Origin of the sequence: Chryseobacterium sp. SNU WT5, assembly GCF_007362475.1 — a bacterium.
In the GTDB taxonomy this organism is placed as follows: Bacteria; Bacteroidota; Bacteroidia; order Flavobacteriales; family Weeksellaceae; genus Kaistella.
The window spans coordinates 1,264,846-1,286,681 of record NZ_CP041687.1; the positions used below are offsets into that span (position 1 = coordinate 1,264,846).

Here is a 21,836-nt window from a genome sequence, read left to right on the forward strand (position 1 = left end):
GGATGTCGTTTCAATCGGGGCTATAACATCTTTCGGCTCTACTCTTCACAGGTTGAATTAAAGTCCCTCTGCTTTGGAGAGGGATTTAGAGAGAGGAACCTTTTTACTTGATTCATTTTTCTTTATCTTTGCAAACTACTAAAATTCAGAAATGTCAAAGTCACTTATACCGAAACTCGAAGCCATTAAACAACGCTACAACGAAGTTGCAGATCTTATTATTCAACCGGATATCATTTCTGACCAAAAGAAATATTCTACCCTGAATAAAGAATACAGCGACTTGGGAAAAATCGTTGCCGTTTTCGATCAGTATATGCAGGCTTTGAATACCATTGAAGAATCTGACGAAATCATCGCTGATGGTTCTGATAAAGAGTTTGTCGAAATGGCAAAAGTAGAAAAGTATGAAATGCTGGACAAAATTCCGGGCTTGGAGGAAGAATTAAAAGTTCTTCTAATACCAAAAGATCCTACCGATGATAAAAACGTGATCGTTGAACTTCGTGCCGGAACTGGTGGAGATGAAGCTGCAATTTTTGTTGAAGATGTGTATAGAGCTTACGCCATGTATTTCAAATCAAAAGGTTGGAAACACGAAATTACCGATTCCAGCGAAGCTTCCAAAGGGTACAAAGAACTGATTTTGAAAGTTGAAGGAAATGACGGCGTTTACGGAATCATGAAATTCGAATCTGGCGTTCACCGTGTACAACGGGTTCCGGAAACTGAATCTCAAGGTAGAGTTCACACTTCAGCAATTACAGTCGCCGTTTTACCAGAAGCTGAAGAAGTCGATTTTGAATTAAATCCAGCAGATATCGAAATGCAAACTTCAAGATCTGGAGGAGCAGGTGGACAAAACGTAAATAAAGTAGAAACGAAAGTTCAGTTAACCCACAAACCTTCCGGAATGGTAGTTGTTTGTCAGCAGGCGCGTTCGCAGTTGGCCAACCGTGAATTGGCAATGGAAATGCTCCGTACCAAATTATACGATATCGAATTGCAAAAAGCAGTTGGCGATGTTGCCGCTCAAAGAAAATCAATGGTTTCCACCGGAGACCGTTCAGCAAAAATTAAAACCTATAATTATTCTCAAGGAAGAGTTACGGATCACCGAATCAACAAATCGATGTACAACCTTGATGCCTATATGAATGGTGATATTCAGGAAATGATTGATGCCGTAATTATGGCAGAAAATGCAGAAAAAATGAAAGGCGAGGAAGATAATTACTAATATAACTTCAACGTTTTCAACTTCTTAAAAACACTTTCATAAAACCTGAAAGTGTTTTTTTGAAAGCATTTAAAGCATTCGGTCCGCTCGCTTCACTCCTTACCAAAAAGGCAATATCACAAATTAGACGATAATTTAAGTCTGTAAAATTTTTCTTAAAAAATCGTAACTTTACTTTTTTATAAAGCCTAGTAAAATGCGCAAAAAAATACAGAATCTAAATCCGGACTTTTCCCTAGCATCGGAAGCAACACTTCCCTACTTATTCGAAAAAGACGGTTTGGAAATGAAATCTTCTTACACGGAAAATGATTCAAAAACATTAACAGAAAAACAATATGCTGCTGGTGTTGTGCCTTATTTACGAGGACCTTATTCCACCATGTACGTTCAAAAACCCTGGACGATTCGTCAGTATGCAGGATTTTCTACTGCAGAAGAATCTAACATATTTTATAAAAAAAATCTAGCGGCGGGACAAAAAGGTTTATCTGTTGCATTTGATCTCGCAACACACCGTGGCTACGATTCCGATCACCCAAGAGTAGAAGGTGATGTTGGTAAAGCGGGAGTTGCAATTGATTCTGTGGAAGACATGAAAATTTTGTTTAACGAGATACCGCTGGACGAAATTTCGGTTTCTATGACGATGAATGGTGCTGTTTTGCCAATTTTGGCTTTTTATATTGTGGCGGCAGAAGAGCAGGGAGTACCTCAGGAAAAACTTTCTGGAACCATTCAGAATGATATTTTAAAAGAGTTCATGGTGCGAAACACTTACATTTATCCGCCAACACCGTCCATGAAGATCATTGCTGACATTTTCGAATATACAGCTCAAAATATTCCGAAGTTCAACTCCATCTCCATTTCAGGTTATCACATGCAGGAAGCTGGAGCGACACCAGTTTTAGAAATGGCCTATACTTTGGCAGATGGTTTAGAATATGTAAGGACCGGAATGAAAGCAGGAATGAAAGTCGATGACTTCGCTCCTCGCTTATCCTTTTTCTGGGCAGTTGGAATGAATCATTTTATGGAGATTGCTAAAATGCGGGCAGCCCGTTTTATTTGGGCAAACTTATTAACGCAATTTAATCCGCAGAACCCAAAATCGTTAGCTTTAAGAACACATTCGCAAACATCAGGTTGGAGTTTAACAGAACAGGAACCTTTCAATAATATTACCAGAACTGCGATTGAAGCTCTATCTGCGGCTTTGGGTGGAACGCAATCTTTACATACAAACGCACTCGACGAAGCAATTGCTTTACCAACGGATTATTCAGCAAAAATTGCGAGAAATACCCAAATTATCTTACAACAGGAAAGTGGAATTTGCGATGTTGTAGATCCAATGGGCGGAAGTCACCTGGTAGAAAGTTTGACACAACAAATGATCGATGAAGCCATGAAATTCATTGATGAAGTGGAGAAAGAAGGTGGAATGACGAAAGCCATTGAAGCCGGAATTCCAAAAATGCGTATCGAAGAAGCTGCGGCGAAAAAACAGGCGAAAATTGATAGTGGTGAAGAATTCATCATCGGTGTAAACTCATTTCAATCGACCCAGAAACAAATGGAACTCGATATTTTAGATATCGATAATTCTGAAGTTCGAAGAAAACAAATTGAGAGACTGAACCAGATAAAGAGAGATAGAAATCAAGATGCTGCTTTAGAAATCCTAGAAGTCATTAAAGATGCTGCAAAATCAGGTGAAGGGAACCTGCTGGAAATCTGCATAGAAGCTGCGCGAAGAAGAGTCACATTGGGGGAAATGAGCGACGCTATGGAAGAAAGCTTCGGGCGTTACAAAGCCAATATCAGAACCATACAAGGAGTTTACGCGATGAATGCAAGCAAAAATGAATATTTTGGAAAAGCACTTTCTTTAGCAGAAAAGTTTGAAGAAAATGAAGGAAGACGGCCGAGAATTATGGTCGTAAAAATGGGACAGGACGGTCACGACCGTGGAGCAAAAGTAGTTGCAACCGCTTTTGCAGATATGGGATTCGACGTTGATGTGGCACCATTATTTCAAACCCCCGCAGAAGTTGCGAAACAGGCGGTGGAAAACGACATTCACATTTTGGGCGTTTCTTCATTAGCCGCCGGACATAAATATCTCGTGCCAGAAGTCGTTTCAGAATTAAAGATACTCGGTGCAGAAGATATTACAATCGTTGTTGGCGGTGTAATTCCGAAACAAGATTATAACTTTCTTTATGAAAATGGTGCTGATTTTATTTTCGGTCCGGGAACAAATTTACCGAAATCGGCATGTGAGATTTTGGAGAAAATGATTAAAAATTAATGTAAATCCGTTCTCAATCATCTTACAAATTTTAAACGCAATCCCGATAGCCATCGGGACGCAAAGATTTAATTACAAAAATGCTGTTTTACACGCTTTTTTGAGTTTCGCGAAGGCATTTCATTGAGCAAAGTTCGAAGAGTAAATACAATAATGACAATTTGCGGATATACATAAAAAATTAAATAAAAATACTTGAGGAGAAACTTAAACGTTACCCTTTTTAAAAGTAGCTAAAAGAAATATTTCTATAAAAAAGAAAGAAACCAAATAACGGTTTCCTTTTTTATTGTATTTATGACTCTAATTCTGTGCTCTTTTCCTTTTCATAAAATAATAAATTCCACCACCGATGAGAAAAAGTGGCCAAAGAGGTAAAATAAATAAGAAAATTTCCTGAATAACATTCCATCCACTTCCGACGGCGCCAACGGTTCTTCCACCGAAGGATTTAGAAGTTACGGGAACAACTGCTTCTTGAGAATGACTAGTAAGTGTTATTTCCAAATAGCAAACTGCGTTTTTTCCGTATTCCTCCCCAATAATTTCTATATTCCGAGAAACAATTTTACCGACATTAGTTTCTAAATCCTTGATAAGATATTCTGATTTATTAAGAGGAACATTTATTTTTAAATAGTCGAACTGTCGGTTTTGGTAACTCGATATCTCCTCACTTTTTATTGTTCCATCATATTTTCTGATTTGCTCTTTGGTGATGGTCTGTGCAAGTTCTATGTCATCAACCTGTATTTCTAGTTCTCCTTTCTTGGTTATTTTTTGTACCCTTGTAATTACTTTCGGTTTGGGAACATCACGATAAATTACTTTAGTTTCTCTTGCAACCCTTGGCGTAATCGTCTGCTTTTTCGACACCGAAACAATTTTACCTTTTACGGAATCAATTTTCTGTTGAGTAATCTTTATTTCAGAGATAATGGTGGATCTGGTTGCAGAGTCGATCTCCTTGGCTACTTTTTCAGTCAATAATTGTTTTTGCTCTTTCAAGTCTTCAATTTTTACAACCGCAGTATCTTTTATACTGGAAGAAGTGGTTTCATGTCCGTATTCTAATGGCTTTTGAACACTGTCAAATTTAACAGCATTAGAAGTGGATGCTGAATCTGCATTAATAATCGCCGATTCTGAACTTTCGGAAGTTGCGTCTGATGTCGGTTTTTCACAAGCAATTAAGCTAAATACAGTAACGAATGTTAGAATAATCTTTTTCATCTTAATTTATTTTTAACTGGTTAAAATCAATAGTGTAAAACTATCCCAGATTAAAAATTTTTAATTGAAAAACAGATGTAAAGATTAAGTAAACAATAAAACATTGATTGACAGCTACTTAAAATACTTTTTACAAACGATTTACAAATTTAAATTTCAGATTTCAAATTGATTAGCCCGTTTTCGTACTATTATACCGATAAAACAGCAATTTTATTAATATCTATTCTTCGGGTTCCAAAAAAGATAGAAATTTAACTATAGAGCTAAAATTAAATTATCAATCTCATTCCTTTGTTCCAAGTACTTCTGTTGTAATTCTGACTTTTCACCCATTCTTTTGTAATATTCCAACGCTTTATCTCCGAAGAATTTCTTATGAAAATCAGAAACTGCTGGAACGAGCGGGAATTCCTTATGAAAAAGCATTTCGTAATACGCTTGAAATTCTCTTTCGTTTTTATCTTCAACTAAGTTTCCGGGAGCTTTTTGTCGAACGTGTAACATTTCATGGGCAATCATATTTACCACAATATTCAGATCAAAATCAAAAAGGTTTTTGGGAATCATCACCATTTGCTTTTCGCCAAGCGGACCTTCTGTGGTAAGTAACATCTTATTGGGCTCCAATTCCGGACGAAAGCCAATACCCGCTAAATTTTCATGTTCAAGACCGAAAGTATCGATGAGGAAATGTGCTGCATCAAAAAGCTGGTCGTTTTCTTTGTAGGCTTCGAGATGGTCTTTGATTTGTTCTACATTCATTACTTAAAGATATTAATTTTTGATTGAAACGTTCTGTGTGACTAAAGTTTTTCAACGCAAAAACGCAAAGAAATTACAAATACACTGTAAAAAACTTTGATCGCAAAGGCTTGCCACTTAGCAAAGGGTTAAAACTTGACATTTTTTTACTCAATTTCCTGCTGCACTGAAATTAATAAGGTGTTCAATTTTGGTCAAAGCTAACTACTTATTTCCATAAAAAAACGGGCTAAAGCCCGTTTCTATTAATGGTTTTGTTTTTAAAACATGTTTTATTTTTAACTCCCAGTTGCGACCCGACTAGAGTGGAGCTCTTTTCAATTATTGGCTGAGCGAAGTAGAAGCTAATAATTAAAAAAGCGGGAACGGAAGGCGGAAGAGTCGCCCAAAAAAATAAACTTTAAACGAAGTCAAATTGTTGCGCTACTCCACATCTTCGAACTCCATTTCCACTTCTAATTTTTCTGCCAGAAGTTTGGAAATTTTCACTCTAAGTGGTTCGATATCGATGTTTTCCATGGCATCATTTGCAAAGGCGAATAATAACATGGCCTGTGCTTCTTTCTTGGAAATCCCACGGGCGCGAAGGTAAAACAAAGCATCTTCATTCAACTGACCAACTGTACAACCATGTGAACATTTCACATCATCTGCGAAAATCTCCAATTGTGGTTTGCTGTCGATCGAAGCGCCTTCATCGAGCAACACATTATTATTCTGCTGATAGGCATTGGTTTTCTGCGCGATCTTATCTACATAAACTTTACCATTGAAAACCCCGTGAGATTTTCCTTTGTAAATTCCTTTGTAGTTTTGGTAACTCTCGCAGTTCGGTGTTTTGTGATGAACCGCGGTATGATGATCCACCAACTGCTCCCCATCGATGATCGTAATTCCATTCATAAACGAGTTGATATTCTCGCCGTTGTGAATAAAATCTAAGTTGTTACGCACTATTTTCCCACCGAACGAAAAAGTATTGACCGTCGTTAAACTGTCGCGCTCCTGTTTTGCAAAAGTATGATCCATCATATACGAGGTATCACTGTCATTTTGTACTTTATGCCAATCTGCTTTTGCATTTTGTGCGGTGAAAATCTCCGTTACTGTATTGGTGAAAACATAAGTTTCATCAAAGTTGTGGTGACTTTCAATCACTTCAATTTTTGAACCTTCTTCTGCGATCAGTAAATTACGGGTATTGTAAAAGGTATTTTCGTCCTGATTTTGAGAGATATAGAAAACGTGAATAGGCTTTTCTATCACCACATTCTTTGGAACTTTCAGGAAGAATCCTTGCTTGCAATAAGCAGTATTCAAATTGGTAAACGCTAATTTTTGGTCAGCGATGGTATTGAAATAATGATCGAAAACATCTTTGTGTTTTGGATCATTCAGGGCAAAATTGAAAGATAATAATTCAACATTTTCAATTGAAATCTTGGACAATTCTTTGTGTAAGCGTCCATTAATAAAGACGATCCAGTCAAAGTTCTCTTCGCCCAAATGCAATTCTGCAATTTGTTCTTTTGAAATGGTATGAGCTTCTTTCGGGAAGAAATTATAGTTCTTCTCGGTGATCTCTCTTAAGTTCGTGTATTTATATTCCTCGTCTTTTTTAGTTGGAAAGCCAAAATGAAAGAACTTTTTCAAGGCAGCATTTCGGGTCTCATCCAGAAAACGGTGTTGAAGCGTTTCTAAAAAAGATGCGTGGTTGTTTTGTATATTTTCTAATAGAGCCATTGTATTGATTTGAAATTCGACATTTTAAAAGGAAATTTGTAGTTTACAAATCTCAAATTAATTCAAAAGCCAATCGTATCCTTTGTCTTCTAATTCTAAAGCAAGTGATTTATCACCGGTTTTGATAATTTTTCCATCGGCTAAAACATGTACAAAATCTGGTTGAATATAATCCAAAAGTCTTTGGTAGTGGGTAATTAACAAAACAGCATTCCCCTCATTTCTGAAAGAATTTACACCATCTGCAACAATTCTTAATGCATCGATATCTAATCCTGAATCGGTTTCATCAAGAATAGCCAATTTCGGATTAAGCATCATCATTTGGAAGATTTCGTTACGCTTTTTCTCCCCTCCAGAAAACCCTTGATTAAGTGAACGTGCTAAGAAATCTCTTTTGATACTTAACTTTTCAGAATTTTCTTTGATCAAAGCCAACATTTCTTTTGCAGGCATATTTTCCAAACCTTTTGCTTTTCGGTTTTCGTTAATGGCTGATTTGATAAAGTTCGTTACGGTAACTCCAGGAATTTCTACCGGATACTGGAATGAAAGGAAGATCCCTTCATGTGCTCTTTCTTCCGGAGCATCTTCAATAATGTCTTTTCCTTCGAAAAGAATTTCTCCGTCAGTAACTTCGTATTCTTCTTTTCCTGCAATTACAGAAGCAAGGGTAGATTTCCCAGCTCCGTTTGGTCCCATGATCGCGTGAACTTCACCAGGATTGATCTGTAGATTGATTCCTTTTAAGATTTCTGCTCCGTCTTGGATTCTAGCGTGTAAGTTGTTAATTTTTAACATAATATGAAATGAGGTAATTAGATAATTTAAAAGTTAATTACTTCCTGTTTTTTTACTGTTATGATATATAAAGTCTTTAAAAAATAAGTTTGAAATGAATGTTCAAATCGAACAATTCGTATTATCCAACACTTCCTTCTAAAGAAATTTCTAATAATTTTTGAGCTTCGATGGCAAATTCCATCGGTAATTTATTCAATACTTCTTTTCCGAAACCGTTGACGATCAAAGCAATTGCTTTCTCTGTACTGATTCCTCTTTGGTTACAATAGAAGATCTGATCTTCACCAATTTTTGAAGTAGTTGCTTCGTGCTCCAATTGTGCTGTCGTATTTTTAACTTCGATATAAGGGAAAGTATGTGCACCACACTCATTACCCATTAATAAAGAATCACATTGTGAAAAGTTTCGCGCTCCTTTTGCTGAAGGCATCATTTTCACCAATCCTCGGTAAGAGTTGTTTGATTTTCCGGCAGAGATTCCTTTAGAAATAATCGTTGACTTGGTATTTTTTCCGATGTGGATCATTTTCGTTCCCGTATCAGCATATTGATGATGATTGGTTACCGCAATTGAATAAAATTCTCCTACAGCGTTATCACCCTTCAAAATACAACTCGGATATTTCCAGGTTACGGATGAACCAGTTTCAACTTGGGTCCATGATATTTTTGCATTTCTCTCACAAATTCCTCGTTTGGTTACGAAATTGAAAACACCTCCTTTACCTTCTGAATCTCCAGGATACCAGTTTTGCACGGTAGAGTATTTAATTTCAGCATCATCCATGGCGAATAATTCTACCACAGCGGCGTGCAACTGATTTTCATCTCTTGCAGGTGCTGTACAACCTTCTAAATAGGAAACATAACTTCCTTCATCAGCAATCAGTAATGTTCTTTCAAACTGACCACTTCCTGATTTGTTTATTCTAAAGTAAGTTGAAAGTTCCATCGGACATTTAACGCCTTTTGGAATATAGCAGAAACTTCCGTCTGAAAACACAGCTGAGTTTAAAGCTGCATAATAGTTATCACCTCTTGGGACTACCTTTCCGATATATTTACGGACCAATTCTGGATAATCTCTGATTGCTTCAGAAATTGCACAGAAAATAATTCCTTTATCTTTTAAAGTTTTCTGGAAAGTGGTTTTTACAGAAACGGAATCAATTACAATATCCATTGCAACTCCCGAAAGTCTTTTCTGCTCCTCAATATTGATTCCCAATTTTTCAAAGGTTTTCAATAATTCCGGATCTACTTCATCTAAACTTGCTAATTCTGGTTTTACGGTTGGTGCTGAATAATACCTAATTGACTGGAAATCTGGTTTTTCATAAGTAACATTTGCCCAATTCGGTTCTTCCATTTTCAACCATATTCTGTACGATTCCAAACGCCATTCGGTCATCCATTCCGGCTCTTCTTTTTTAGCGGAAATCATTCGTACAATATCTTCCGATAAACCAGTTGGAAAATCGTCATATTCGATATCCGTGGTAAAACCGTACTCATATTTTTGATTTTCAAGATCGATCCTAAGATCGTCTTCTGTATATTTTGTTGCCATTTTTTGTCAAATTAAATGTTTCACAGTGAGAAACTCTCACCGCAACCGCAAGTTCTGTTTGCATTTGGGTTATTAAATACAAATCCTTTCCCATTCAACCCTGCTGAAAATTCCAATATTGTTCCTGCTAAATAAAGTACTGATTTTTTATCGACAATGATTTTAATACCATTATCTTCAAAAACCTGATCTGAATCTGTTTTTTCATTGTCAAATTTCAGAACATATTCTAAACCGGAACAACCGCCGCTTTTTACACCGACTCTAATATAATCTTCAAAAGGCTTGAAACCATCCTCAGTCATTAACTGAATGGCTTTTTCTTTTGCCAGATCGCTTACTTTTATCATTGTTTTTATTTAGAATGAATTTAGATTGCAAAATTACTAATAATATAATGAAAATCAAATTCGCTTCGGTATATTTGTCTATGAATGTGATAGATGTTGAGATTTAACTTTTACGGTTAATTCACATCAAAAAATCAAATTATTTATAATGAAAAAAATAGCACTTCTTCTTTTGGGAATAACTTCTCAGATAATTTTTGCTCAGGCAAATCGATTCGTTTACCAAGTAACGATGAAAACAGACTCTACTGACAGAGGAAATACCAAAACAGAATTGGCGAATCTAGATGTGTCTGCGGGCAGTTCTATTTTTTATTCTGAAAACCGTTTGAAAAGAGATTCGATTATGGGGAGAATGAGACAGACAGGAAGTTTTAATTTTGACAGAACCCAGATGCAAGCACTTCGAAGCAATATGGATTTTATAATTGAAAAAGATTATAAAACCGGAAAGAAAATATATAAGGCAGGAATTCTACGCGATCAATACGCTTACGAAGAAGACCGACTAATGGATTGGAAAATTCTGCCAGAAACGGCAACAATTGGTGAATATAAAACTCAAAAAGCAGAAACTCAATTTGCTGGAAGAACTTGGTATGCTTGGTTTGCAGCAGAAGTTCCACTTCAGGATGGCCCTTATAAATTCTCAGGACTGCCAGGTTTAATTGTAAAAGTTGAAGACGCTAAAGGTGATTATAGTTTTGATTTAAAAGAAGCTAAAAAAATTGATGCGGTTGCCAGTTTCAATCAAAGAGGTTCTACGATTACCGTTAAAAGAGCAGCATTTAAAAAGCAGCAAGATCAATTCAGAAAAGACCCGGCTGCAGCGATGTCTGGAGGAAGAGGTGGTTTCCGTATACAAATGGATCCTAATCAAAGGAAACAAATGGAAGAGCGACAAAAAGAGGAAACCAAGAAGAATAACAATCCGATTGAGTTAAAATAAATTACAAAAAAACCCGGTTAGCAATTGTTAACTGGGTTTTTTATGTTTTTAATTCATTAAATATTTTCCTCCGTTTTCAGCCATTTCGAACTAGAAAGATATTGATGGTCTGGATAATAAATAAAGAGGCAGCTCTTTCCTTTTATGGTATTGATAATCGGTTCAGCCAATGCTCTGGGAATTGCTGGACAACCCCAACTTCTACCAAGACGTTTTTGATTTTTTATAAAATCTTCGCTCACATAATCAGCGCCGTGCATTACGATCGCTCGTTGTAAAGCCGCATCATTATAACCTGCATCCATACCCAAAAGTTTTAATGAATAGCCATTTGAACCATTGTACGTATTCTCGGTAACGTAAAAGCCGATGCTGCTTTGTAGAGAGCTTTCTGTGTTCGAGAATTTCTGCGCAAATTCTTCACCCGTATTTTTTCCGTGAGCAACTAAGGAATTATAGACCACTTTTTTTTCATTCAAGTCGATCACCCACAGTCTCTTTTGAGTAGAAGAAAGTGAAAAATCACAAATGGTTAGTAAATGAGAATCTTCATTTAACTTTCCTTCTCTTTTAAGATTTGCAAATCCAAGATAAGCTTTCTGAAAAACCTCTGACTGCAATTGATTGAAATGTTCAAAATTGATGGAGTTATAAATCTCTTCCGCATAGCTTCCAACGGATCTGGGACTTTCTTTTGGTAATGGATTTTCCGTTCTAGGTTTTAAAAAATTTTTTGAGAATTTTTTTTCGGTACTTTTAATTTTATGAAAGGATGTAGCGAAAAATAAGACAGTTAATAATGACAAGAGGACTTTCTTCATTCGATATTATGTTAAATGATTTTGACTCGGCAAAAATACAATTAATTAATTACCAAGCTATTAAATGATAATTTTTTAACTTTTTTTAAGGACTTTTAACAAGCAGTGTATATCCAAATCTTTTATTAAATTTGCAAAAGCATGCTGAAAACTTTAAAAATATTTTTAATTGTATTGGGTTTGGGGATTTTCATCCTCCCCAAACAAATGATATTTGCTCAAAGTGTAATTGAATGCGGCGACAAGATGACGAACACTGAAAACTGTTGCAAAACAGAAAAAACGGAATCTTGTCATACTGATAATTCCGACAGGAAGTCTGAAAAAAGCAATTGCGAGGACGATTGTACGCAATGTCACTTCTGTACCGTTAATTTTGTACTCAATTTCCTTTTACCGGAAATTAACGAGAATTCTCCGGACCATCTTTTTACAAAAACACTCAATTTCAACTACGGAATTTCTTACTTTTCATCATCCTTTGAAAATATTTGGCAGCCGCCTAAAATAGGTTAACACTTTAGATTATAGCCGAAAGAATGTTCTTTTGGTAAAACTTTTTGTCAATTAACTTATTTTAAATAATGAACACTTTATTAAAAAGTATTTTTGTATTTTCTCTTCTCTTTTCTTCTGTTCTATACGCTCAAACCATTACCAAATCTACCTTTATGGTTAAAGGAGATTGTAGTATGTGCAAAGAAAGGATTGAAAGCACCGTGAAAAAGACAGGTGCAAAAACAGCAAACTGGAATCCTGAGACCCAGCAACTTGAAATTGAATTCGATTCTGCAAAAATATCTGCAGATCAAATCTTAAAAAATATCGCTGCTGTTGGACACGATAATGAAAAATACACGGCCTCTGATGCGGTGTATGAGCAACTACCCGATTGTTGCCATTACGAAAGAACTCCTTCATTTCTGAAAAATGAAATTGCAAAGCAACCTTTAAAAAATAAAAATCAGTTTTTCGTTCGCGGTAATTGCGGTTCATGTAAAGTACGCATCGAAAAAGCAGCTGCGAGTGCTGGAGCAGATTCATCAACCTGGGATGCAGATACGCAAACGGTAACATTGAACTTTGATCCTGCAAAAACTTCGTCAGATTTAATTTTGCAAAAAATCGCAGAGGCTGGTCATGACAACGAAAAGTTCACTGCAAAAACTGATACTTACGACAAGCTCCCAGGATGTTGTTTGTATGACCGGGAACTACCTTTAGGAGTGAAAAGTGATTTAGTTCATCATGAAGAAGCGCCGACTCCCAAAAAAGATTTCTCTCAAAATTCTGATCATTTCGATAAATCAATTGAAGAAGTACGTTTAACAAAATGGTCAGACCCAACCGCTTTAAGTAAAAAAGAAACAGGCTTAACCTTTAATATTGGTAAGAAAGAACTACTGAAAGCGGCCTGTTGTAACTTATCTGAAAGTTTTGAAACCAACGCTACTGTAGATGTGTCGTTTAGTAATGCTGTAACGGGAACTAAACAGCTGAAAATGCTGGGGTTAGATCAAAAATACACTTCTTTGACCAAAGAACTTTTGCCCTCTATTCGTGGTCTTGCCGCTCCATATGGTTTAAATTTAATTCCCGGAAGATGGATTGGAGGTATTCAGTTAACAAAAGGAGGAAGCACCGTGGTTAATGGTTACGAAAGTATTACCGGACAAATTAATACGGAACTTTTGAAATTTAACGAAAAACCCGAGACGGCGGTAAATCTCTTTGCCGACATTCATGGAAGAGTTGAGACCAATATCACTTCCACGTCACAACTTAATGAACACTGGAATCAATCGGTCTTATTACATGGCAATGCCACTTTAGCAAAGACAGATTCAAATAACGATGGATTTTTGGATCAACCGACAGGAAACCAAATCAACGCGACGTATCTTTTAAATTACAACGATTTAGAAGACTCAGGATTAGGAACACATTTCGGAATTAGCTTTGTTAAAGATGACCGTTTTGGCGGACAAACTGCTTTTAATAAAAAAATAGACCGCTCCCAGCAAAATGCTTATGGTGTTGGAATTGACCTCTCGCGATTTGAAATCTGGAATAAAACAGGGTACGTATTTAAAGACAAACCATATCAGAGCATTGGCTGGATGAATCAATTCACGACCCACCAACAAGACAGTTTCTTCGGAAATAGAAATTATTGGGGCAATCAATACACTTTTTACTCCAATTTAGTTTTTGAAAGTATTATTGGAAATACAAACAATAAATTCAAAACAGGCGCTAGCTTCTTATATGATCAATATGATGAAGATTATCTTACGCAAAATTACAAAAGGACCGAAACCGCTCCCGGACTCTTCTTTGAATATACATTAACAGGGCTAAAATATACTTTAGTTGCCGGCGTGAGAACAGATTTTCATAATTTAGCAGGAACCCAGTTCACTCCAAGATTAAACTTTAAATATGATGTTTCGCCCAAAACAATTCTTCGCCTGTCTGCCGGAAGAGGATTTCGAACAGCTAATATTTTCGCAGAAAGCCAACAATACTTTGCTTCTAACAGGACCATTGATGTTTTAGGTAACAATGGAAAAATCTATGATTTGAAACCCGAAATTGCCTGGAATTATGGTGCAAGTCTGCAGCAGGAATTTAGATTATTTAATAGAAAAGCCACGTTAGTTGCAGATTTCTTTAGAACTGACTTTCAGGATCAGGTTTTGGCAGACTTGGATATTTCCCCGCAGAAACTTGTATTTTATAACCTCGCAGGGAAATCTTTTGCCAATAGTTTTCAAACCCAGTTAGACCTTACCCCAGCCAGAAATCTAGAAGTAAGATTAGCCTACAAGTACTATGATGTACAGGCAGACTTTATTGGAGGAAAACGTGAGATTCCTTTTATGGCCAAAAACAGAGGCTTCTTCAATGCCTCGTACGCCACAAATAAAACAGATAAAGATGCATTCTGGAATTTTGATGCTACGCTTCAGCTTATTGGTCAGCAGAAATTACCCAATCTTAATTCCAACCCTTTATCATACCAAATACCAGAGTATTCAAAAAGCTACGCAACGCTGAACGCACAGATTTCCAGAAGCTTTAATAAAAATATTCGTGCTTATATTGGTGGTGAAAATCTAACTGGACATACTCAAAAGGATGCGATCATCGACGTACAAAATCCCTTCGGAAGTTACTTTGATGCAGGAATGGTTTATGCCCCGGTTATGGGAGCAAATGTATATGTTGGTCTAGATTTCTCCTTTTAAATAAAAATATTACTTTTGAAAAAATAGAAAATTATGAAGATATTTCCTTTAATAATAGCAAGTGCATTGCTCCTATTATCTTGTGATAAGAAAGAAACCAGCAAACTGGAAGCAGTTACAAATCCGGTAACGGACTCTGTGAACGTTGCTGGTAGCACCATGTCAGTTAATACAGAAACAACTGCAGACCCACTGCCCACAGACGCATCAGCTGCAAAAACTTCGTCTGTTCGGCCAGCGTTGAATCCAGAGCATGGACAACCTTATCACCGATGTGACATTCAGGTAGGCGCTCCAATAGACAGTGCTCCACAACAAAATGCTGCTCCACAACCGATCACACAGAATACAACAAGTGCTGGTTTCAACACAAATCCCATTGCGCCATCCTCAACTCCTTCTGTTGCTCCGGTGACCGCAACAGGTCCAAAACCTGCTCTTAATCCTGCACACGGCGAACCTCATCATAGGTGCGATCTACAAGTTGGAGATCCTTTAATATAAACCTGAATTTACTTCAAATAAAAGAATGCAGCACTTAAAGCTGCATTCTTTATTTAGTTTTAGAATCCGGCACGAATTCCAAACTAACAGAATTCATACAGTACCTAGTTCCAGTTGGCGGTGGACCATCATTGAAAACGTGTCCTAAATGCGAGTCGCATCTTTTACAAACAACTTCAATCCTTTCCATTCCGAGGGTAGAATCCCGGTTATAGGAAGTTCCTTCCTTGTCAGCTTCGAAGAAGCTAGGCCACCCACAAGTGGAAGAAAATTTAGCATCTGAACGAAATAAATGATTGCCGCAAACTGCACAGTAATACTCGCCCAATTCATCATAAACATTATATTTGCCGGTACCAGGCCTTTCAGTTGCTGCTTCTCTAGCGACAGCATACACTTCTTCCGGTAATATTTTCTTCCATTCAGAGTTTGGCACATTCAGTTTAGTTCGGTCTGTCCTGGAGTAGTATGGATTGTTTTTTGTAGTTGTTGAATTGTCCATTAAATTTGATTTTTCGGGTGGTTTGACTTGAGTACACATCTGCATTGAAAAACAGACTAATAAGTAAAGTGCGATTTTCATAAACCATTAATCATGATTTTATTGAAAGAGAATCACTTAAATTTTCCAAACCAAATTTACTACATTTGAAATAATGAATGATCTAGAAAAAAGGATACAATTAAAGAAGTACAAAATGTTTGCCACAGGACTTTTCGTTTCGATGGCTGTAATTTTTGTAGTAATGACTATTTTAGCCAAGAACAACCCTGCCCACTGGATTGGTTACATCCGTGCTTTTTCTGAGGCTGCGATGGTTGGTGCTTTGGCAGACTGGTTCGCAGTAACCGCTCTTTTTAATTATCCATTAGGAATAAAAATTCCGCATACCAACTTAATTGAAAACAGTAAAGAAAGGATCGGTGATAATCTGGGAAATTTTGTAGTCGACAATTTTCTTTCTCCTCAGAACATTCGTCCCTATATTCAAAAAATAAAAATCTCCAATTTTGTTGGCGACTGGCTTTCAACGGAAAAAAATCAAGAAAATTTAATGAAAGAACTTTCCAATATCGTATTGGACATTTTGAATAAATTAGATGATGCCGCGGTCATTAATTTCATTGGTAAGAAAGCTAAGGAAATGTCTGATGATTTAAAGTTTAACCAGATCATAGGGAATGGGCTCGAGTACGTTTTAGATAAGAAAGACCATCAGCGTTTCATCACCAATCTCTCCAAACAAATTAAAGATTATGTTCTGAACAATCAAGACCTGGTAAAACAAAGAGTGAAGAGCGAAAGCTTTTTTCTGGTTCCTAAATTTGTAGATGATGGTATTGCGGATAAAATTAGCAAAGGACTTTCTAAATATTTTGAAGAAGTAGAACTGGATGAAAACCATCCCTTGAGAAATGAAATCACCGCAAAACTCTATTTATTTTCTAAAGAAATTAAAACGGAAGAAAAGTGGGCAGAAGAGTTTAAAACTATTAAAAATGATTTCCTAAAAGAAGAGAAAATTCAAAAATACGCTGCAGATATCTGGAACTCTATCAAACAATCGTTATCCAAAGAATTAGAAGAAGAAAATTCTGCTTTAAAAAATTATATTCGTAAAAATTTAGCTGAATTATCTACTAACTTAAAAACGGATGAAAAATTCCAGAACAAAATAGACCATTGGGTTCGGTTAACTGCTTATAAATACATCTTGAAAAACACGCATCAATTTGGTGATCTAATTAGTTCCACGGTCGGAAATTGGGAAGGAAAAGAACTCAGCGAAAAACTGGAACTGGAAGTCGGAAAAGATTTGCAGTTTATCCGCGTGAATGGAACAATTGTCGGTGGATTAGTTGGATTGGTGATTTATACGGTGACAGAGTTTTTTATATAAGGAGGAAGTAAGAAGGCTTCAAGTCTACTATCATAAACTTTCTAAAATCTTTTCATTAATTTCTCGAATCAATTCCGGTCCTTCGTAAATAAATCCAGTATAAAGTTGAACTAAACTTGCGCCTGCTTCTAATTTTTCTAAAGCATCTTCGGCAGAATGAATGCCGCCTACTCCAATAATTGGGAATGCTTTGCCACTTTTCTGGGAGAGAAATCTGATAACTTCTGTAGAGCGTTTTGTTAAAGGCTTCCCTGAAAGTCCGCCGGTTTCTTTTTTATTTTCAGAACTTAAATGCTCTCTAGAAAGGGTAGTATTTGTCGCGATTACCCCCGCAATTTGGGTTTCTTTGATAATCTCAATAATGTCCAAAAGTTGGCTATTCGTTAAATCCGGCGCAATCTTTAAGAGAATCGGTTTTGGATTTTTCTTTGTCAGATTTAATTCTTGCAAAGTCCCGAGCAGTTTTGTTAAAGGTTCTTTATCCTGAAGTTCACGCAGATTTGGTGTATTTGGTGAACTTACATTCACTACAAAATAATCAACGTGATCAAATAATTTCTCAAAACAGCTGATATAATCATTTACTGCATCTTCGTTAGGAGTGATTTTATTCTTACCGATATTTCCACCGATAAGAACGTTCTTATTTTTCTTCAATCGTTCAACTGCAGCATCCACTCCACCATTATTGAAACCCATTCGGTTGATGATTGCTGAATCTTCTTTTAAACGAAATAATCGTTTTTTAGGGTTTCCGTCTTGAGCTGTGGGAGTTAAAGTTCCAATTTCTATAAATCCGAATCCTAAATCAGAAAGTTCATTGAACATTTTCGCATCCTTATCGAAACCTGCTGCCAGCCCAACCGGATTTTTAAATTTCAAACCAAAAACTTCTCTTTCTAATCTTTGATCTTCAATTGGTTTCGGAAGAAAGGTCTTGGCTATAAAAGGAAACTTCTTTAGTACTGAAAAAGTAAAATAATGAACTTCTTCTGGATCAAATTTAAATAAAATGGGACGAATGATGGATTTGTACATGATAATATTAGTTAGCGCAAAAATAAGGAAATTAGTAGGTATGCGGAAACTCTTTATTTAATTTTGTTGAACGGGTGAGTTTCTAATTATTTTAACTGAAAATTAATTACTTTCGTAATAATAAAAATTCTAAAATGCAATTGCAGTTACTTTTGAACGATGTGGAATAACAAACTAAATCTTTTCTCTTTTTACACGAGTCTTTTAGCCGTGTTAATCATGATTGTCGAAACTGGCTTTTTCGAAGAATTTCTGTTTCGAAGCCAATTTATTTATTTCTATGATTTTAGCTTTATTCTTACGCTGTTTAATATCTTACACTACAATTTCCATAAAAAAAGTCCTGCCACTAAGAAAATATGGCCGTTGGAAATTCTCGTAACGACTTTAATAATTGTTTATTATTTGGCTCGTTTTGAGTATAATTTCTCCCAAACCCGCAACTTTCAGTTTTTTAATCTCCGGCTGTTATATGTTCTGATTATTCTCTGTTTCGTGCGTGATTTCTCCAGTTTGCACATTAATTTTAAGAGGACTTTTATCAATCCTGCTCAGCTTTTTATCTTGAGTTTTCTTTCCATCATTTTGGTTGGCGCAGTATTACTTATGATGCCCCATGCGACGGTTAACGGCATCAAACCTTTGGATGCACTGTTCACTGCGACCAGTGCGGTATGTGTTACAGGGCTAATTGTTTTGGATACTTCTAAAGATTTCACCCTGTTTGGAAAGGTTATTATCCTCTCACTTATTCAGATCGGCGGTTTAGGAATTATGACTTTCGCGAGTTATTTCAGTTACTTTTTTCGCGGTGGTGCCTCTTATGAAAACCAGCTTAGTTTAGGAGAAATGACGAGTTCTGATAAATTAGGGGAAGTCTTCAATACTTTAAAAAGAATTATTATCATCACCGTGATCATAGAAGCTTTAGGTGCTGTTTTTATTTATTCTTCGCTTGATCTATCTTTAGTCGGGGGATCGATCAACAAAGGAATTTTCTTTTCTATATTCCATGCTATTTCTGCTTTTTGTAACGCGGGCTTTTCTACCCTAAGCGGCAATTTATATGAGCCCGGTTATCAATTTAATTACGGATTGCATTTTACGATTGCTTCTTTGTTTATTTTCGGAGGCTTAGGATTTCCAATTGTTTATAATGTATATACTTATGTGAAACATCTTATTAGAAATCTTATTCGTTCCTTATTTTCCAAAGAGAAATTTCATCATACGCCTTGGGTCATCAATTTGAATTCCAGAATAATATTAGTAACCACTTTTTCTTTGTTAATCTTCGGAACAGTAACCATTTTCCTGTTCGAGCATGATGGCGCTTTGAAAAGCCATTCCAACTTTGGTGCTTGGGTAGAAGCATTTTTTATATCCGCAAATAATAGAACTGCAGGATTTAATACGGTAGACGTTTCACTGATATCTGCACCTACATTGATGATCTGTATATTTTTAATGTGGATTGGTGCATCACCAGCTTCTACAGGAGGAGGAATTAAAACAAGTACTTTCGCAATCGCTGTGTTAAATATTATCAGTCTCGCAAAAGGCAAGCAAAGAACAGAAATATTTCGTCGGGAAATTGGGCAGCACTCTATAAGTAGAGCTTTTGCAATTATTGGACTATCCTTAATTGTTTTAGGAATTGGAATTTTCTTATTGGTTATTGTAGAACCAGAGAAAGATTTAATGAGTTTGGCTTTTGAAGCTTTTTCAGCCTACTCTACTGTTGGTTTGAGCATCAATATAACACCTTCTCTATCACTTGTCGGAAAAATTATTATCATTTCAATTATGTTTATTGGAAGAGTGAGTATGTTTTCTTTATTAATTGCTATGATGAAGAAAGAGAAATACTATAATTATCGGTATCCCAAAGAGGAAATCTTAATCAATTAAATTTAAAAACATGAAATATATTGTTATCGGTATGGGGAATTTTGGACTTTCACTTGCTGAAAAACTAACTAAATTAGGTAATGAAGTTATCGGTATCGATAATAGCATGGCTAAAGTGGAAGCAGTGAAAGAAAAGATCTCTCATGCAATTTGTTTGGATGCTACAGATGAATATACCATGAACGGTCTCCCTTTCAAAGATACTGATATCGTGATCATCGCTATTGGTGAAGATACGGGCGCTAATATTATGGCAACTGCGATGGTAAAAAAACTGCATCCTAACCGCATCATCAGTCGCGCAATTACGCCAATTCACGAAACGATACTAGAAGCCATGGATGTGGAAACCATTATTCATCCAGAGGATGAAAGTGCAGAACGATGGGCCAAAAAGCTATCGCTAAAAGGAATGGTAGATTCCTTCGAGCTAAGTATCAACTATAGCATCGCTGAAATTGCAATACCGGATAAACTTATTGGAAAAACTATTGAACAGGTGGCATTTAGGAATAATTATAACCTTGTTTGTGTGACGATTATTAAAAAAATCGCGGATAAAAATATTTTCGGAAAGATAAAGCGAATTAATCAGATCCAGGGCGTAGTAACCACGGATACAGTATTGGAAAGTGCAGACATCTTAGTGATTTACGGTGAGAATGAGGATATCAAGAAATTCATCAAAGAAAATTAATCCTGTTCTCCAAGTTTCAATGATTAGAAACAAATTAGTAAAGACACAAAAATATATAAATGCATGTCGTTTTTAAAAATCCTGACGCATTTACTCGCTTTAAGAAGCAACAGTACAACAATCATTTTTAATTACAAATTATTTGTTTTCAAACCGAACTTATTATAAAGTTATAGATCATTCTTTGCCTCTTAGGCACCTAATAACCTCGTTTTAAAAATAAAATTATCCTAAAAAGAAATCGATAACATGGCATAAAAATGGCAATGTTGAAGGAAATTCTTATAAATGAAACAATTATTATCAGGTCTTATAGTCGTTTTTGCCCTTTTGTTGTTATCAAATTGCACCACTCAAACGAAAACGCCAGAGAATGTACAGAGAGAATGGATGTTAGTTCAATTCCAGGACTTCAGCAAAGATTTGATGGTAAGCAGCAGAGCGCATCTTAATTTAACCAAACAAAAAGAATCAACCAATCATTTTTCAGCCAATATGGGTTGTAACACTCTATTTGGTAATGTGTTATTTACTCCTGATAACAAGGTGAAATTTTCAGAAATTGCAAGTACCGAAATGTATTGTGATAAAAGCATGGATTTAGAAACCGCGTTAGCCAAAGAGCTGGAAACAATTACTCACTATAAAGTAGAGGGACATTATTTCACATTAAGCAATTCTAACGGCATGAGAATGAAATTTATCGCTGCTGACTGGGATTAAAGTGTAAGATGACCAATTA

19 protein-coding genes are annotated in these 21,836 nt (G+C 36.1%); 10 read left to right on the forward strand and 9 right to left on the reverse strand.

What is annotated here, in order from left to right; all coding sequences use genetic code 11:
• The first annotated feature begins 151 nt into the window (after positions 1-151).
• Both prfA and scpA read left to right on the forward strand, forming a co-directional pair.
• Positions 152-1,240 (forward strand): peptide chain release factor 1, encoded by a 1,089-nt coding sequence (prfA, locus tag FNJ88_RS06025; RefSeq protein WP_143852323.1) that lies wholly within the window; start codon positions 152-154, stop codon positions 1,238-1,240.
• Positions 1,241-1,436: 196 nt separating this feature from the next.
• Positions 1,437-3,557, forward strand: a complete 2,121-nt coding sequence (scpA, locus tag FNJ88_RS06030) for a methylmalonyl-CoA mutase (RefSeq protein WP_143852324.1) — start codon at positions 1,437-1,439, stop codon at positions 3,555-3,557.
• Between the two features lie 303 nt (positions 3,558-3,860).
• On the opposite strand, the gene FNJ88_RS06035 is transcribed toward scpA, so the two are convergent.
• From FNJ88_RS06035 to FNJ88_RS06060, 6 genes are all read right to left on the reverse strand, one after another.
• Positions 3,861-4,790 carry a DUF4349 domain-containing protein gene (locus FNJ88_RS06035; RefSeq protein WP_143852325.1) on the reverse strand — a complete coding sequence of 310 codons (930 nt, stop codon included), beginning with the start codon at positions 4,788-4,790 and terminating at the stop codon, positions 3,861-3,863.
• A gap of 258 nt (positions 4,791-5,048) precedes the next feature.
• Complete coding sequence (locus FNJ88_RS06040; protein WP_143852326.1) at positions 5,049-5,555, reverse strand: hypothetical protein; 507 nt, start codon at positions 5,553-5,555, stop codon at positions 5,049-5,051.
• Positions 5,556-5,978: 423 nt separating this feature from the next.
• Entirely contained in the window at positions 5,979-7,298 is a 1,320-nt protein-coding gene (gene sufD, locus FNJ88_RS06045) for a Fe-S cluster assembly protein SufD (protein ID WP_143852327.1), read from the reverse strand.
• 57 nt (positions 7,299-7,355) lie between these two features.
• Positions 7,356-8,099, reverse strand: a complete 744-nt coding sequence (sufC, locus tag FNJ88_RS06050; RefSeq protein WP_143852328.1) for a Fe-S cluster assembly ATPase SufC — start codon at positions 8,097-8,099, stop codon at positions 7,356-7,358.
• A 121-nt stretch (positions 8,100-8,220) separates the two neighbouring features.
• Positions 8,221-9,672 (reverse strand): Fe-S cluster assembly protein SufB, encoded by a 1,452-nt coding sequence (gene sufB, locus FNJ88_RS06055; RefSeq protein ID WP_143852329.1) that lies wholly within the window; start codon positions 9,670-9,672, stop codon positions 8,221-8,223.
• A 20-nt stretch (positions 9,673-9,692) separates the two neighbouring features.
• A complete protein-coding gene (locus FNJ88_RS06060; RefSeq protein WP_143852330.1) occupies positions 9,693-10,022 on the reverse strand; it encodes a HesB/IscA family protein in 330 nt (109 codons plus the stop codon).
• Between the two features lie 148 nt (positions 10,023-10,170).
• Here FNJ88_RS06060 and FNJ88_RS06065 point away from each other — a divergent pair, with 148 nt between their 5' ends.
• On the forward strand, positions 10,171-10,971 hold the full coding sequence (locus FNJ88_RS06065) for a GLPGLI family protein (protein WP_143852331.1): 801 nt from the start codon (positions 10,171-10,173) through the stop codon (positions 10,969-10,971).
• A 56-nt stretch (positions 10,972-11,027) separates the two neighbouring features.
• Here the strand turns inward: FNJ88_RS06065 and FNJ88_RS06070 are convergent, their stop codons facing one another.
• The gene (locus FNJ88_RS06070) at positions 11,028-11,792 is read right to left on the reverse strand and encodes a murein L,D-transpeptidase catalytic domain family protein (RefSeq protein ID WP_143852332.1); all 765 of its coding nucleotides are present in this window, start codon (positions 11,790-11,792) and stop codon (positions 11,028-11,030) included.
• Between the two features lie 141 nt (positions 11,793-11,933).
• Between FNJ88_RS06070 and FNJ88_RS06075 the strand changes: the two genes are divergently transcribed.
• From FNJ88_RS06075 to FNJ88_RS06085, 3 genes are all read left to right on the forward strand, one after another.
• A complete protein-coding gene (locus FNJ88_RS06075) occupies positions 11,934-12,308 on the forward strand; it encodes a hypothetical protein (RefSeq protein ID WP_143852333.1) in 375 nt (124 codons plus the stop codon).
• 68 nt (positions 12,309-12,376) lie between these two features.
• A complete protein-coding gene (locus FNJ88_RS06080; RefSeq protein WP_143852334.1) occupies positions 12,377-15,043 on the forward strand; it encodes a TonB-dependent receptor domain-containing protein in 2,667 nt (888 codons plus the stop codon).
• A 33-nt stretch (positions 15,044-15,076) separates the two neighbouring features.
• Positions 15,077-15,547: a hypothetical protein gene (locus FNJ88_RS06085; RefSeq protein ID WP_143852335.1), complete on the forward strand. Its 471-nt coding sequence runs from the start codon at positions 15,077-15,079 to the stop codon at positions 15,545-15,547.
• A gap of 49 nt (positions 15,548-15,596) precedes the next feature.
• Here FNJ88_RS06085 and msrB read toward each other — a convergent pair whose 3' ends face one another.
• Positions 15,597-16,088: a peptide-methionine (R)-S-oxide reductase MsrB gene (gene msrB / locus FNJ88_RS06090; protein ID WP_228414577.1), complete on the reverse strand. Its 492-nt coding sequence runs from the start codon at positions 16,086-16,088 to the stop codon at positions 15,597-15,599.
• 115 nt (positions 16,089-16,203) lie between these two features.
• Here msrB and FNJ88_RS06095 point away from each other — a divergent pair, with 115 nt between their 5' ends.
• On the forward strand, positions 16,204-17,448 hold the full coding sequence (locus FNJ88_RS06095) for a DUF445 domain-containing protein (protein ID WP_143852337.1): 1,245 nt from the start codon (positions 16,204-16,206) through the stop codon (positions 17,446-17,448).
• A 30-nt stretch (positions 17,449-17,478) separates the two neighbouring features.
• Here FNJ88_RS06095 and FNJ88_RS06100 read toward each other — a convergent pair whose 3' ends face one another.
• Complete coding sequence (locus tag FNJ88_RS06100; protein WP_143852338.1) at positions 17,479-18,486, reverse strand: quinone-dependent dihydroorotate dehydrogenase; 1,008 nt, start codon at positions 18,484-18,486, stop codon at positions 17,479-17,481.
• Positions 18,487-18,645: 159 nt separating this feature from the next.
• Here FNJ88_RS06100 and FNJ88_RS06105 point away from each other — a divergent pair, with 159 nt between their 5' ends.
• The 3 genes from FNJ88_RS06105 to FNJ88_RS06115 all read left to right on the forward strand — a co-directional run bounded on the left by FNJ88_RS06105 (position 18,646) and on the right by FNJ88_RS06115 (position 21,817).
• Positions 18,646-20,397, forward strand: a complete 1,752-nt coding sequence (locus FNJ88_RS06105) for a TrkH family potassium uptake protein (RefSeq protein WP_143852339.1) — start codon at positions 18,646-18,648, stop codon at positions 20,395-20,397.
• A gap of 10 nt (positions 20,398-20,407) precedes the next feature.
• Complete coding sequence (locus FNJ88_RS06110; RefSeq protein ID WP_143852340.1) at positions 20,408-21,094, forward strand: potassium channel family protein; 687 nt, start codon at positions 20,408-20,410, stop codon at positions 21,092-21,094.
• 288 nt (positions 21,095-21,382) lie between these two features.
• The gene (locus FNJ88_RS06115; protein ID WP_143852341.1) at positions 21,383-21,817 is read left to right on the forward strand and encodes an META domain-containing protein; all 435 of its coding nucleotides are present in this window, start codon (positions 21,383-21,385) and stop codon (positions 21,815-21,817) included.
• The last annotated feature ends 19 nt before the right edge of the window (positions 21,818-21,836 follow it).

Excerpts from the sequence above, each read along its gene's own strand:
- FNJ88_RS06035 (WP_143852325.1), bottom strand. The coding sequence starts at position 4,790 with ATGAAAAAGATTATTCTAACATTCGTTACTGTATTTAGCTTAATTGCT.
- FNJ88_RS06105 (WP_143852339.1), top strand. The coding sequence starts at position 18,646 with ATGTGGAATAACAAACTAAATCTTTTCTCTTTTTACACGAGTCTTTTA.
- FNJ88_RS06100 (WP_143852338.1), bottom strand. The coding sequence starts at position 18,486 with ATGTACAAATCCATCATTCGTCCCATTTTATTTAAATTTGATCCAGAA.
- scpA (WP_143852324.1), top strand. The coding sequence starts at position 1,437 with ATGCGCAAAAAAATACAGAATCTAAATCCGGACTTTTCCCTAGCATCG.
- FNJ88_RS06075 (WP_143852333.1), top strand. The coding sequence starts at position 11,934 with ATGCTGAAAACTTTAAAAATATTTTTAATTGTATTGGGTTTGGGGATT.
- msrB (WP_228414577.1), bottom strand. The coding sequence starts at position 16,088 with ATGTGTACTCAAGTCAAACCACCCGAAAAATCAAATTTAATGGACAAT.
- FNJ88_RS06070 (WP_143852332.1), bottom strand. The coding sequence starts at position 11,792 with ATGAAGAAAGTCCTCTTGTCATTATTAACTGTCTTATTTTTCGCTACA.
- FNJ88_RS06085 (WP_143852335.1), top strand. The coding sequence starts at position 15,077 with ATGAAGATATTTCCTTTAATAATAGCAAGTGCATTGCTCCTATTATCT.
- sufB (WP_143852329.1), bottom strand. The coding sequence starts at position 9,672 with ATGGCAACAAAATATACAGAAGACGATCTTAGGATCGATCTTGAAAAT.
- sufD (WP_143852327.1), bottom strand. The coding sequence starts at position 7,298 with ATGGCTCTATTAGAAAATATACAAAACAACCACGCATCTTTTTTAGAA.
- FNJ88_RS06065 (WP_143852331.1), top strand. The coding sequence starts at position 10,171 with ATGAAAAAAATAGCACTTCTTCTTTTGGGAATAACTTCTCAGATAATT.
- FNJ88_RS06095 (WP_143852337.1), top strand. The coding sequence starts at position 16,204 with ATGAATGATCTAGAAAAAAGGATACAATTAAAGAAGTACAAAATGTTT.
- FNJ88_RS06060 (WP_143852330.1), bottom strand. The coding sequence starts at position 10,022 with ATGATAAAAGTAAGCGATCTGGCAAAAGAAAAAGCCATTCAGTTAATG.
- FNJ88_RS06115 (WP_143852341.1), top strand. The coding sequence starts at position 21,383 with ATGAAACAATTATTATCAGGTCTTATAGTCGTTTTTGCCCTTTTGTTG.
- sufC (WP_143852328.1), bottom strand. The coding sequence starts at position 8,099 with ATGTTAAAAATTAACAACTTACACGCTAGAATCCAAGACGGAGCAGAA.
- FNJ88_RS06080 (WP_143852334.1), top strand. The coding sequence starts at position 12,377 with ATGAACACTTTATTAAAAAGTATTTTTGTATTTTCTCTTCTCTTTTCT.
- FNJ88_RS06110 (WP_143852340.1), top strand. The coding sequence starts at position 20,408 with ATGAAATATATTGTTATCGGTATGGGGAATTTTGGACTTTCACTTGCT.
- FNJ88_RS06040 (WP_143852326.1), bottom strand. The coding sequence starts at position 5,555 with ATGAATGTAGAACAAATCAAAGACCATCTCGAAGCCTACAAAGAAAAC.
- prfA (WP_143852323.1), top strand. The coding sequence starts at position 152 with ATGTCAAAGTCACTTATACCGAAACTCGAAGCCATTAAACAACGCTAC.